10 protein-coding genes are annotated in these 13758 nt (G+C 48.1%); 8 read left to right on the top strand and 2 right to left on the bottom strand.

Annotated features, from left to right (window positions below; all coding sequences use genetic code 11):
* The first annotated feature begins 231 nt into the window (after positions 1 to 231).
* From ACYVD4_RS09595 to ACYVD4_RS09585, 3 genes are all read left to right on the top strand, one after another.
* Positions 232 to 2610 carry an ABC transporter permease gene (locus tag ACYVD4_RS09595; protein ID WP_460944876.1) on the top strand — a complete coding sequence of 793 codons (2379 nt, stop codon included), beginning with the start codon at positions 232 to 234 and terminating at the stop codon, positions 2608 to 2610.
* A 140-nt stretch (positions 2611 to 2750) separates the two neighbouring features.
* Positions 2751 to 3044 (top strand): hypothetical protein, encoded by a 294-nt coding sequence (locus ACYVD4_RS09590; RefSeq protein WP_460944874.1) that lies wholly within the window; start codon positions 2751 to 2753, stop codon positions 3042 to 3044.
* A 337-nt stretch (positions 3045 to 3381) separates the two neighbouring features.
* Positions 3382 to 5787 (top strand): ABC transporter permease, encoded by a 2406-nt coding sequence (locus tag ACYVD4_RS09585; RefSeq protein WP_460944872.1) that lies wholly within the window; start codon positions 3382 to 3384, stop codon positions 5785 to 5787.
* 293 nt (positions 5788 to 6080) lie between these two features.
* Here ACYVD4_RS09585 and ACYVD4_RS09580 read toward each other — a convergent pair whose 3' ends face one another.
* Positions 6081 to 7823, bottom strand: a complete 1743-nt coding sequence (locus ACYVD4_RS09580) for a hypothetical protein (RefSeq protein WP_460944870.1) — start codon at positions 7821 to 7823, stop codon at positions 6081 to 6083.
* 375 nt (positions 7824 to 8198) lie between these two features.
* Between ACYVD4_RS09580 and ACYVD4_RS09575 the strand changes: the two genes are divergently transcribed.
* Both ACYVD4_RS09575 and ACYVD4_RS09570 read left to right on the top strand, forming a co-directional pair.
* Complete coding sequence (locus tag ACYVD4_RS09575) at positions 8199 to 9248, top strand: DUF4097 family beta strand repeat-containing protein (RefSeq protein WP_460944868.1); 1050 nt, start codon at positions 8199 to 8201, stop codon at positions 9246 to 9248.
* A gap of 99 nt (positions 9249 to 9347) precedes the next feature.
* Complete coding sequence (locus ACYVD4_RS09570; RefSeq protein WP_460944866.1) at positions 9348 to 9695, top strand: hypothetical protein; 348 nt, start codon at positions 9348 to 9350, stop codon at positions 9693 to 9695.
* 46 nt (positions 9696 to 9741) lie between these two features.
* Here the strand turns inward: ACYVD4_RS09570 and ACYVD4_RS09565 are convergent, their stop codons facing one another.
* Positions 9742 to 10215, bottom strand: a complete 474-nt coding sequence (locus tag ACYVD4_RS09565; RefSeq protein WP_460944864.1) for a biopolymer transporter ExbD — start codon at positions 10213 to 10215, stop codon at positions 9742 to 9744.
* Positions 10216 to 10410: 195 nt separating this feature from the next.
* On the opposite strand from ACYVD4_RS09565, the gene ACYVD4_RS09560 reads away from it, so the two are divergent.
* The 3 genes from ACYVD4_RS09560 (at position 10411) to ACYVD4_RS09550 (ending at position 13751) form a co-directional block, all read left to right on the top strand.
* Positions 10411 to 12150, top strand: a complete 1740-nt coding sequence (locus ACYVD4_RS09560) for an FAD-binding protein (RefSeq protein WP_460944862.1) — start codon at positions 10411 to 10413, stop codon at positions 12148 to 12150.
* Between the two features lie 69 nt (positions 12151 to 12219).
* Positions 12220 to 13074, top strand: coding sequence for a class I SAM-dependent methyltransferase (locus ACYVD4_RS09555; protein WP_460944860.1), 855 nt, complete (start codon positions 12220 to 12222; stop codon positions 13072 to 13074).
* An 80-nt stretch (positions 13075 to 13154) separates the two neighbouring features.
* Positions 13155 to 13751 carry a hypothetical protein gene (locus tag ACYVD4_RS09550; RefSeq protein ID WP_460944859.1) on the top strand — a complete coding sequence of 199 codons (597 nt, stop codon included), beginning with the start codon at positions 13155 to 13157 and terminating at the stop codon, positions 13749 to 13751.
* Positions 13752 to 13758: the final 7 nt, after the last annotated feature.

The raw sequence follows: 13758 nt of genomic DNA, 5'->3' as shown, positions 1-13758 counted from the left end.
ATACCTTTTTGCTGATCAGTTAAAACAGAATGAGAATTGGCTGAATTTTCACACTTTATTTTGTCACAAATACTTGGCTATTAACCTTGTCCGCATCTGAACGTAATACGTCCGGTTTCGGACGTATTACGTTCAGATTTCGTTTATAAATGTCTGTATATCAGAATTATACAAGCACTGGTATAGTATTTGAGCGGGGTAAATTTATCCTAAACCCTTGCTTCAATTTTTATGCTGCGCAACTTTATCAATACGGCCCTCCGCAACCTCTGGAAACACAAGCTGTTTTCGTTCATCAACGTATTTGGGTTGGCTTCGGGCATGTTGGTATGCCTGCTGGCTATGATTGGTATAAAAGGCGCGTTCGAGTACGATTCCTTTCATCCGCATCCCGACCGAACGTACCGTATCCTGACCGACGTAACGACCAAAGCAAACGATGAAATCAGTTACGCTACGTCGCCAATGCCGTTGACAGACGTATTGAAAAAGCAATACCCTTTTGTGCAGGAGGCCACCCGAATTATTCGAAACAATGGCGAATTTACAGCCAACCGGAAGCAGTTGCCGATGATTTTCAGCACGGTCGATCCCGGTTTTTTCCAGATTTTCGGGTTTAAACTAGCTAAAGGACAAGCGGCTATTGCTCCACAGAACGTAGTGCTGACGCAAGAAACTGCCGAACGTTTTTTTGGCACCGCTAATCCCGTTGGCAAACGTATCGACCATGCACAGCTTGGCGCGTTGACCGTTTCCGGTGTTCTGGCAGAACCTTCAGCTAAAACGCACCTCAGTTTCGATATGCTGGTGTCGATAGCAACGCTTTCTGGCGCTGATTGGGAACGCTCACAAACCAACTGGAAACAATACACACAGGGATACACCTACGTACTGCTTAAACCGGGCACTCCCGCCGAAACGCTGGATGGCATTTTACCGTCGCTGGTGGCACGTGTCACAAAAGGCATCCGGTTTGCGAACGAGAAAGGCTATACGTTACGTAGTCAATCACTGTCACAACTCGCTCCTGCACGTGAGGAATTAATGTTTGGTACGTATGAACCCACTATCGGCAAGCTTATTACCGAAATGTGTGTTGGTCTGCTAACGCTGTTGCTCGCTACGTTCAACTACATCAATCTGACACTGGCCCGGTCGTTAAGCCGTGCACGTGAAGTGGGAATCCGGAAAGTTTCGGGCGCGCTACGTTGGCAGTTGATGGGGCAGTTTATGGCCGAATCGGCTTTCCTGTCGATACTGGGACTTTTGTTGGCGTATGGCATGCTTCAATTAGTGAAACCTATGCCATTTGTGCAGCAGTGGCTGATTGGTGGAGTGGAGTGGGAGCAGGATATTCGGGTATGGCTTGTTTTCATTACGTTCAGTATTGCAACGGGCCTGTTGGCAGGGCTGTTACCCGCGCGTGTTCTGTCGGGTTTTCAACCAGCGCAGGTGCTACGTAGTCAGACAGGGATTCGTGTCTTTCGGGGCATTACGCTACGTAAATCACTCATTGTGATCCAGTTTTCCATTTCGTTATTTGCTATGATTGCCCTGCTCGGCATGGCTCGTCAGCAGCATTATATGGGAACAGCCGATTATGGTTTCCAGCGGGAAAACATTCTGACGATTCCTCTGAATGGATTTCCATCCAATCGACTTACGGCTAAGCTGAATCAGTTGGCGGGTGTGGAACGCGTGTCAGCAACTGCGGCACTTTTCGGCGATCACGGTGGCGACTGGCAAATGGTTCATCGGCAACGAACTGGTGGTGATTCGACCGTTACGGATGTCTTTGCCACTGATGCAAATTTATTATCAACCGTTGGCCTTACATTGCTGGCTGGTCAGAATATGCCAGCGTCGGTTTCCGACTCTGCATCGCGTCAGGTATTGATCAACGAGGAGGCCGTTCGGGCGTTTCATCTGGGCGAACCGAGTGCCGCCGTCGGACAAACGCTCTGGCTAAACGACAGTACCGACGTACAGGTAGCGGGTGTGGTGAAAGACTTCCGATTCACTACGTTGGTCTGGAAATTACGTCCGCTTATGCTACGTTATCAGCCCGATCATTTTCGGTATCTGAACGTAAAAGTAGCCACCGGCAATCCCGAAGCCATTAAAGCCGACATTGCTCAGATCTGGAAACAACTCAATCCATACGAACCGTTCGCGGGTGTGTGGTACGACGATTTTCTCAGCAACCGGCACGGTCACACCGATGACATTTCGTTTATGGGTCTTCTGCTCGGTCTGGCCGTTTCCATTGCCTGTCTGGGTTTACTCGGTATGGTTACATACACCACCCAACTACGTACTAAGGAGGTTGGTGTACGTAAAGTGATGGGAGCACGCATCAACCAGATTGTCTGGCTGTTATCATGGGATTTCCTGAAGTTACTGCTAATTTCCGGCGCCATTGCACTTCCGTTAGGTTATCTGGCTACGAGCTTCTTTCTGATGACATTCGCTTATCACATTTCAGTGGGTGTCGGTATGTTGCTTCTTTGTTTCGGAACGATGTTGCTACTTGGCGGACTTACCATCGGCTGGCGAACGTATCGAACGGCACAGACCAACCCAACGGAAAGCCTGCGAGCGGAGGGATAAATGTGTTGTGAAGTTGTAGAGTTATAAAGTTGTAGGGTTGGCTGGCGCATCAATAAATAACTCTACAACTCTTAAACTTTATAACCGTACAACTACCCTAAAACTTTATAACCGTATAACTCTACAACTTTTTAACTCCTATGTCATACATCGCCATTCCCATTCCTTCGATGCCGGGTAAGCAGGAAATCGAAGTCGACGTAACCATCAACGGCCAGAAGCAGGCGCTTCATTACCGCGTTGAGTTATTCTACTGGAGCGATTGCATAGTACCCACTTTCGACCGGGTCGAGTGCATTCGGCATATGCTTGCCAGTTATGATCAGGACTGGACACTGTATTACATCGGCTCCCCAACCGATGAATTTGTGCCTATCACGTTTGTCAAAAAGGAAGATCTAGCCAAACAACGCAAATTGTTGATGTCGCATTAACGAACTCATTTACAACAATTTTGAGAGGCTCCTGCACCTGGTGTGGGAGCCTTTTATGGTTTATTGAAATAGGGAAATTCACATAGCGATTTACCACCCCTAGCCCCTGCTAAAACAGGAGGGGGTTCCATCAATGGGTCACTTCTGCACGTTCTCCTCCTGTTTTAGCAGGGGCTAGGGGTGGTAAGTCCTACGTATTTTACTAAGCTTATTAATTGATTCTAGGTCTGCGAATTTTTCGCGGCTGAGTGCCACCTATTTTATCAGAGAGCTAAATCATTTCTTATATATAAGAAATTTATATATTTGACATAAATTCATATCCTACCTTACTATCATGTTTCAGAATTACGTCAAAATTGCGCTACGAAACCTCTGGCGATATCGCCGGGTAAACGCTATTAGTGCGGCCGGACTAGCGATAGGTTTGGCCTGTGGTATCGTAATTTTTCTGCTGGTCAGCTATTTATTCAGTTTCGATCAATACCATGAAAAAGCGAAACGTACATACTGGCTCGTAACCGATATTAGGCATGAGAATGTTATGCCAACCGACGCTACGCCACGCCCATTAGCCGATGTGCTACGTAGTACATATCCGTTTGTCGAAAGTGCGGTTCGGCTGGAGAATATTTTCGGACGAGTGGTCGCCGTACCGAATGGAAAAGGTGGTTTTAGCAAAAAGTTTGACGAATCGCGCACGCTCTGCTTTACCGAACCCCAGTTTTTCGACGTTTTCGACGTAGCGTGGATTGATGGAAATCCGAAAACAGCCCTTTCAGCGCCCAACACTGTAGTACTTTCGGAACGATATGCCCAGAAATATTTTGGTACGTCCGATGCCGTTGGACGAGTGCTACGTTATGATAATCAGGCTGATCTGACTGTAGCAGGAGTTATAAAAAACCCACCTTCTAATACCAAGCTTCGTTACGAGTTTTTGATTTCGTACAGCACCATACCCACATTATCGGGCGAAAATGGACAGCAGGCTATGCAATCTTGGGAGAACGTAACAACGGTGTCATTCGTTACGTTGCGCGAGGGCACGCCCCTTTCGCAACTGACCAACGTACTACCCGGCATTCGCCAGAAATACCTGCGGACGGAGAAAGCCAAAGCCCTCGACTTTCACGTATTGCCTCTGAGCGATCTCAGCCATAATTCGCAATACGGTGGCGAATCGCCTTACATGATTCTTTACGTGCTCATTGGCGTAGGATTGTTTCTGGTTGTGGGTGCCTGCATCAATTTTATCAACGTAGCAACGGCACATGCCTTGAAGCGCGCTAAAGAAGTTGGTGTTCGGAAAGCCATTGGCAGTACGCACTGGCAACTTGTGCTTCAGTTTATGACCGAAACGGCTCTCCTTACGTTAACGGCTGTGTTCATAGCCATGTTACTTGCCCAGCTTGGCTTGCCTGCGCTCAACAACGCCCTGCACATGCTCAACGCCGATCTGTCGATTCTCGACCTGTTTTTACCCCGGTCGCTCGTCTGGTTTGGTGGATTGATAGTGGGAGTTATTTTTCTGGCTGGCTTTTATCCGTCGCTGGTATTGGCCCGTTTCAAACCCGTAGCCGCTCTTCACGGACGCATGACTACGCAACAGGTCGGTGGCATTCGCGTACGTCGTGGGCTGGTTATTACGCAATTTTTTATCACACAATTCTTCTGTATCGGGGTGATTGTGATGATGGCGCAGATACGGCACATGCGACAAGCAAACCTCGGTTTCCAAACGGCTTCCATCCTGATAATTCCTGTCCCGACCGACAACCCGATCAAACAACAAACGTTACGTTCCCGGCTCCTGCAACTTCCTGATGTTGAGCAAGTAGCATTAGGTGTTGAACCACCAGCCGCTCGCCATCGTCCACCCTTTCCGTTTACGTTCGATACGCATACCCAACCCGAAAAATTTCAGGCCAGAGTGAAAGTTGGCGATGCGAATTACCTGTCGGTTTTTAATATCAACCTGCTTGCCGGACGGAATTTCCGCAATAACGACACAACGAATAACGAAGTACTGGTAAACGAAACGATGGTGAAGCAGCTGGGTGTACCATCGGCCAATAGTGTGCTGGGGAAACGACTCAATATCTGGGGTTCCGACAAAATCATTGTGGGCGTCGTCAACGATTTTTACATGGGCGAACTACGTACCGGACTCCAGCCGCTGGCCTTACTCAACCTGCACAAAGAGAACGACATAGCCGCACTACGTATCAATCCAGCTAATACGTCGTCCACGCTACGTTCGATTGAACAAGTCTGGACGGAGCTTTTCCCAGAACACGTTTTCAACACTACGTTCGTCGACGAATTACTGAACAGTTTCTACGTTACCGAACGTATTCTATTGTCACTCGCACAGGTTTTCTCGCTGGTCGCGATTCTGATTGGCTGTTTGGGCCTGTACGGGCTGGTTCTGTTTATGGCAGAAGCCCGGCAGAAAGAAATTGGCGTCCGGAAAGTGCTTGGCGCTAGTATTCAGCAACTTCTCTGGCTCTTCGGACGTGAATTTACGTGGCTGCTTGGTATTGGTTTCGTACTGGCGGCTCCGGCAGGCTGGTTTCTGATGAATGGCTGGCTCCGTGGATATGCCTACCGGATTGATTTCGGCTGGTGGGTCTTCGCCCTGACGCTCGCACTGGTTTCGGGCATTACGTTGCTGACCGTTGGGCGCGTGTCGGTTCGGGCCGCTTTAGCCAATCCAGCCAAAAGTATTCGCGCCGAATAAACGAAAAAACGTAGCAAACGACTCACGTACCCTACATACGTGCAGGCTGTTTGCTACGTAATACCTGAACTGATCGATGAGGCAGTCCCAGACAGAATCCTGCTGTCTGGGACTGCCTCATCAATCAATACAAATACCCTTTAAAAAGGAAATTATCTTCAGTTCACGACGGAACGTTTCGGCAGAAAGCAGCCAATTACAGGCAATTCGACGGAGGGCGAACGTAGCAAAAATCGGCGCGTTGAGATTACAAGTAAGTAACACAGCTTTTATCCATCCTTTTTTCGGTCGCCTTACAAGCCACTCATCAGGGTCGTTTTCACGTCTTCATCGGCCCACTTTCGGGCTTCCGCCAATGAGGTCTGCGTTTGCTTTGCCTTTTCGGTATATCCCTGAAAAACCTGTGCCCTATGCAGGCCAGACAACGCCCAGCCATTACGCGGAAATACATTTAAGTCTTTACTAAATACAGCTTCTGCCTCAGCGTATCGTTTCGATTTCAGCAATACGGCACCTAAGTTATGACGTACTGAAAAAAACCAATCGGGCGGCTCGTTATAGTTCAGGGCATCTTCTAAAGCCACCGTTTCCCGCAACAGTTGAGCGCTGGAATCAAACTTACCTTCACCTGCCAGGATTTCAGCTTTCAGTACACGGCGGGCTATTTCCAGAATTGCGTGCATCGGATTTATACCCCAAATGGTCAATTTCAAAATATCGGGATCATTCGCCAGCGTTTCGAGCTTCCGTAGTTCCTGTTTAGCCTGCGTCAACTGATTTTTGCCGACTAACGCCATACCACGAGCGTAGTGGCGAATCGCCGTTGGGTACTTCAACTGAATAGTATCGGCCTCAGCCATACGAAGAAGCTCATCCCACCGGGCAAACTTAATCGCTACGTGGTAAGGAATGGTGTAATAATGTTGAAGTACGCTCCAGGCAGGGTCAGCCATCAATTTTTTATGGGTATTGTCGGCCATTTTCCGGGCCGAAGTCATTGCCCACTTGTAATTACCTTCGAGCGTGGCCGTCGCTATTAACAGGTGGTAATTATGAGGGAAGTAACTCAACGGAAAGGCCCCCTGCGCATTAGTGCCCATCAGATACAGGCTATCTATTTTCACAGCCTGCTGATTGCTCAATGAGCCTTCGTGATAATTGCCCGTGCGGATGTAAATATGCGAAGGCATATGTACCAGATGGCTGGCGTTTGGAGCAACCTTACCCAAGATAGCCGCGCTCTTCAGTCCACGCTCCGGTGTCTGAGACGCTTCAACCGCGTGAATATAAAGATGATGCAGGGCGATGTGTTCCGGATATTGAACCAGAAGTTTTTCCAACGTAGCAACGATTTCGGGGGTCCAGGCCTTCGGTCGTCCATCTTTTTCCCATAAATCCCAGGGGTGCAAATCCATGATCGACTCGGCGTAGAGGGCCGCAATATTCGCATCATTGGGGAATCGTTCATAAACGTTCTTCATCGCGTTTGAATACGCTACGTCATACAACTTGCGGTCATCGACGGGTTTGGCAGAATATCGCGTTGCTAAGGCGTTAATTAAAGCTTTTTCTTTATCGGTGCAGTTTGCCAGCAGTTGTGTTGCCCGCTGAATGGCGGCATACGCCCGTTCGTAATTATCGGGTTCCATACCTGCGTTGTAATTTGGCCCCAGTACGTAGCTGAAACCCCAATACGCCATCGCGCAAGTCGAATCTAAACGGGTCGCTTCATAAAACGAACGGGCAGCTTCGGCATGATTGAAACCAACGGACAGCATGAGTCCCTGATCGAAATAGCGTTGAGCTTCCTTGCTTCTGGTGGTGACGGGAAAATGGATATTCCCCAGACTATCGAATAGGGCCGCTTTCTGACCTGAGCTATACCAGGCTTTATCCGTTGGTGCAGTCCTACAGATAACCTGAGACGTCAGCAAATTATCAGTGGCTTTCTGTTGAGGCTGGCAAGCCGTCATTATCCCTGACACGATCAGCATCCAACCGATCCGTCGTTGTGAGTATAGTCTGTTACGTGTCATGTGTTTAGGAAAGAATAGATGCTACGTCTTCTAATATTCGTAATCAAACGAAATCTCGGTCTGTGGGCATTGATCCGCTGGTATAGCTGAACAGTCTCGCAACTTGTAATGTCTTCTCTTCACCCCCGTCACAACCAGTAGTAATTCGTTCAGAATTCCTGTCCGTTAGCGAACGTTTTCTGTCCGCTGGCGGACAAGGCCCTCTCCTACAAACTTAATAACTTATTGATTATTAAGCTATTTATCTTCTAGCATGGCACTTGTAGTAGTAAAGCAGAAGGTAATTAACGATCCGGTAAAGACAGAAACCATTAAACCTCGTGCAACCTTCAGTAGGCGAACTGCATCTTTCAGCCATCTATCAAAGACAATCGTATGAAACGGAACCAATTCTTTCTAACACTATTAGGAGCAGCAACTTTTTCCTTTACAGCTCTTGCCAATAACAACGACGACCGTGATAAACCGTACCAGGTCAAAACCTTTTCGGGAAACATCAACGCCGTACGGGCCGAAACATCGGGCGGTAGCCTGACCATCGAAGGCGGTACTGATATGAATGCCAAAGTGGAAATGTATGTGCGGGCCAACAATTGGAACGACCGACTCGACAAGGAAGAAATTGAAGAACGGCTTAGAGATTATGACATTTCGATTACACAGGAAGGCGGAACGATTGTGGCCATTGCCAAACGTAAAGGCAACGACAACTGGAAGAAATCGCTGAGCATTGGTTTCAAATTCTACACCCCACGCAACGTAACAACCGACCTCCGCACATCGGGCGGCAGCATTCACCTGAGCACACTGACCGGCAATCAGAAGTTCCGTACGAGTGGCGGCAGCCTGCACATGAGCGATATCAAAGGCGATGTAAACGGACAGACATCGGGCGGAAGCATCCATCTTGACCGCTGTGTTGCTGGCGCTTCGGGTCACCTTGATCTACAAACCTCAGGCGGTTCAATTGAAGCCAAATCATCGTCAGGTTCGATGCGTTTCCACACATCGGGCGGAAGCATTCGGCTCACCGAACTCAAAGGCAATGTCGATGCACAAACCAGTGGCGGAAGTGTACATGGCGAAGACATCGCTGGCGATATTAAAGCGGGTACGTCGGGCGGTTCGGTTCGACTGGCGAACGTAGCAGGTAGCATCGATGCCAGCACCAGTGCGGGTGGTGTCGACGTTACGTTAACCAAGTTAGGTCAATACGTTCGGTTGAGCACCAGCGCGGGCAGCATCCGCGTAAGAATGCCTCTCGATCAAGGACTTACGCTTAACCTGAGTGGTAACAGCATTAAAATTCCGCTGAATAACTTCAGTGGCGACACCGACAAAAACCGCATCAAAGGCACATTGAATGGTGGCGGTATTCCCGTTACGCTATCGGCTAGCAGCGGCAGCGTCTACGTGAACCAGTAGTGAATGAAAAATGTAGAATGAATAATGGATAATGATTGGCTGAACTGACCAACTACATTATCCATTATTCATTCTACATTTTTCATTCTACATTATCAAATGTTTTTCGACCGTCGATTAATTCTGAACGTAGCGCTTACCCTTCTGGGATGTGCGCTTTTGTTATACTGCATCAAAATCGCGATAGCCGCCCACCTACCCTTTCTGGTTGCTACGTTGCTGGCAACAGCGGTGGGTATTCTGGAACCACACAAAGGCTGGTTTCTGGCGGTAGTTCAGGCCGCAACTATCTGGATTGTCTACACCTTTTTTCTCGAACACCCGACCAATAACGTTGACGGTGAAATCGAGATTTTCAGTCTTTACGGCTCTATGATTCTGGCCTTCGTTGGCAGTTTTATTGGCGGCCGACTCAAGCGCGTGCTTGATCGTAGTAAGAGTCGTTGAACACTACGTTCATTGACGAATCAGGATACGTGTTGTTGTTGGCTTTCTAGTGTTCATATTGCCCGCTGGATAGTTCCAGTTCTTTATCCGATAACGACGTATTAAGCACATACCGCATGTGACCGACAATCCGTAGTTCATCGAGAATATCGACCAGATTTTTATACGTAGACCAGTTAGTAGGCGTAATCACAACAAAAGCTCCATGCTTGTGATTTAATGTTGTAGCCATTAAATGCTTTCTGATTCCATTCGCTGAAAAATCGGTTTCTATAAAGGTTGCATCAATTATATCCGGCGTTAGGAAGCCAATACGGTTATTTTTCAACAGCAAAATACTGGCATCAATAAACGGACGTTCCTCCTCAAAGCAGCCATATCTTTCGGGAGCATTCATGAACATCATGTTCGGCTTAGTCACTAATTTTAGCCACATAAAAAACACAATCAGCAATAACGCGATTGACACAAAGGGCGTAAAATCGATACGTAGCGGTATGTAAGTCGGGCGTCTCTTCATAACATCTTGGCGGTTTTACCAGTTGATGTTGGCAATACCTTAATTCCATAAAGGCCCCGACAGGCTCTGGCTGTCGGTTGTAGCTATATAACTCTAACAGCCGGAGTCTGTCAGGGCCTGCTACGTTGCCTTTCAGTAAGGTGAATTCTTGTAAATCAAGCAACTGACGGGTTTCCATCTATATTTGCCAGACCTATGCGTCTGAAAGACAAACTGCCACTTAGTTACCTGCTATTCACCATCCACGGTCGTATTCAACGGTCGACGTACTGGCTGGTTTCGGTATTTATCTGGAGTACGTTCTATGTGCTTCACACGCTCCTGTACGATGGCCTTGGCGAAGGTGCTACGTATGTTCTGTATCCGCTCCTGCTGGGGTCGCTCACCGCTACGTCGACCAAACGGCTACACGATTCCAATCACTCGGGCTATTGGCTACTGATCGTTCTGATTCCGGTGCTGGGCGCAATCTGGCTCATTTATCTGCTAGGTTTCCGGCGGGGCGATAAGCAGAAAAATCTGTTTGGCCCTGTTCCGAACGAAGCCGCCGATTACCTCAAAAACGATAACGGACAGCCCGCGCCGGGACGTAGCACAGCAGAACGTATCATCAACGACGTAACACACCTCAATCCTGTGGTTGTTGCTAACGTATTTCGCCCTGCGTCAGTAGCTGAGTTACAGGAGAAAATTCGTACTACAACTGGGCCTGTTTCGGTTGGTGGTGGGCGTTTCAGTATGGGCGGACAAACGGCAAGTGCCGATAGTCTGCATATCGACATGCGCGGGCTGAATCAGGTGCTCAACTTCTCGAAAGAGGCCAAAACCATTACCGTACAAACAGGTATTCGCTGGTGCGATATTCAACGCTATGTTGACCCAAACGACCTGAGTATCAAAATCATGCAAACCTACGCTAACTTCACCGTTGGCGGTTCGTTGAGCGTGAATGTGCACGGGCGTTACATGGGTCACGGGCCGCTGATTCTGGCCGTTCGGTCGATAGAACTTATTCTGGCTGATGGCTCGTTGGTAAAAGCCAGCCGTACCGAAAATCCGGACATTTTCTTTGGTGCCATCGGTGGCTATAACGGTCTGGGAATCATCGTATCGGCGGAACTTGACCTTGAAGATAACGTAGCTGTTGAACGTCAGTATCACAAGCTGCACTATTCCGATTATCGCCCCTATTTCTTCGACACCATTCGCGATAATACCGGAGCCGTTTTTCATAATGGCGATATGTATCCGCCAGCATTCAAAAACATGCGGGCTGTTACGTGGGTGAAGACAGATAAAGAACCAACTGTAAAAACCCGCCTGATGCCGCTTCGCGAATCGTATCCGCTGGAGCGTTATTTCATGTGGGCTTTCACGGAAACCATTCTCGGCAAATGGCGTCGCGAACACATAGTCGACCCGATTCTGTATCGAGCGAAACCCATTCACTGGCGTAATTACGAAGCGGGTTACGACGTAGCGGAACTTGAACCTCGCTCGCGCACAAACCGCACTTACGTATTGCAAGAGTATTTTGTACCCGTCCGCCATTTCGAAGAATTTGCCCAAAAAATGAGCGAGATTTTCAACCGCTATCGGGTTAATGTGATCAACGTATCGGTCCGGCACGCCCATGCCGACTCAGGTTCATATCTGGCCTGGGCGCGCGAAGAAGTCTTTGCGTTTGTGGTGTATTACAAGCAGCGCACAAACAACGTCGCTAAAAACGAGGTTGCTATATGGACCCGTGAACTGATCGATGCGGTTATTTCGGTAGGTGGAGCGTATTATCTGCCTTATCAGGCCCATGCTACAGTAGAGCAGTTTCATCAGGCTTACCCAAACGCGACGAAACTGTTTGCCCTGAAGCGAAAACTGGACCCGAATTTCCGGTTTCACAACGTATTCTGGGACACGTATTATTTGTCATCGTAATCATCATCATTCTAATTGTAGAGACAAGGCATGCCTTGTCTCTACGTATAACAATAACCCCACAACCACATGGCAACTTCTGAATTTCACGCTGTTTTCGACAAAACGAAGCCCCGCGATGCGTTTTATCGCTTTTTGCAGGTTGTTTTCCATTTGTATCCGGAAGATAAATTCCACCATCTGATTGGCGAGGTTACAAAAACCGAAACATCGGACGAACGGATTTATAAAACCATTCAGAATCGGTTATCAAGCATCAAGCCATTTCTGTCGGAGCTGACGTACGCACTACCGGCGCTCAAGGTTCAGAAGAAAGAAATGACCCGGCAGATGCTGGAGTTGTTACCCGTTGGCGCACAGGTCAATGGCTACGTCGAAATTGGCTCAACCGGACGGTATATCAGCGATTTACGCAAACACCTGACGGTAAGCGGACCTATTTACCTGATCAACGACGTAGCACCGACCTACGGCCCTGCCGATATCATGGAACGCGGTCAGTTGACCAAATTTGGTACGTTTATTGAATCGCACGATTTTGACCCGATTAGCCCCAGCGAGATTCCCGATGCCAGTGTCGATCTGGTCACCTGCCTGATTGGCCTGCACCACACCCGCCCCGAAAAGCTTCCGGGTTTTCTGGCCTCCATTCATCGGATACTACGTCCCGGCGGCTGGTTTATCCTGCGCGATCACGACGTAAAAACCTCCGACATGGCTACGTTCGTTTCGCTGGTGCATACCGTTTTCAATCTGGGTCTGAACATCGACTGGGAAACCGACCAGAAAGATTACAAGGATTTTAAGCCTATCGACGATTGGAGCAACCATATCACCAAAGCCGGATTTACTGATGGCGGCAAACGGCTTCTACAGACCAACGATCCGTCGGATAATACAATGGTTTTGTTTACGAAGAAATGAACAACCCAATGCTCTAATGCTCGTCCGCGATACAATCGCGGACGAGCCAAAAAACAAATCAAATTATCCGTTCATCGTCCATGAGGTATCTGATTTTTCTAACAGGCATATTCATCATTTTTGCTTGTTCTGATAAAAAGACGAAAGAGCAATCAGCCATTACCAAATCGATGAATGTTTCGTCGGATACTAGTGCCGTTCAGCCTCTTCGTAACGTAGCAAAAACACAGGTTTCCTCCAAAGGTAACGTAGCGGGAAATACTACGTGGCAATACTCAGAAACAAAGGATAACGAAGGACGTAACGTTTATAAAGCGTCGATTACGTCGCCGAAACTACTTGAATTTGAATTTCCCTACGAAGGCGGTTCTGTCGCTACGCTAACGATTCGGAAACGCGAAAACGATATCCACGTATACATACAGGTATCGAAAGGGCAGTTTAACCGAAGTTTTCAGGGCGGCAAAGCGCGTATACGTTTCGATAAAAAACCGGCTGTTACGTATGGTTTTTCAGCGGCCGAAAACGGGAGTGCCAACGTTATCTTTTTCGACTCGGAAAAATCGCTGATCAAGCAACTAAAAATGGCTCGAACAATGGTTGTTGATGCTGAATTTGCGGGGCAGGGCACTCGTCAGATTGTGTTTCAAACAGCCAATCTAAACTGGACTTATTAACCGATAC

It is taken from the genome of Spirosoma daeguense, from assembly GCF_054776875.1.
The sequence above is the reverse complement of the archived record's forward strand: the minus strand, read 5'-3'. Positions and strand labels throughout refer to the sequence as shown.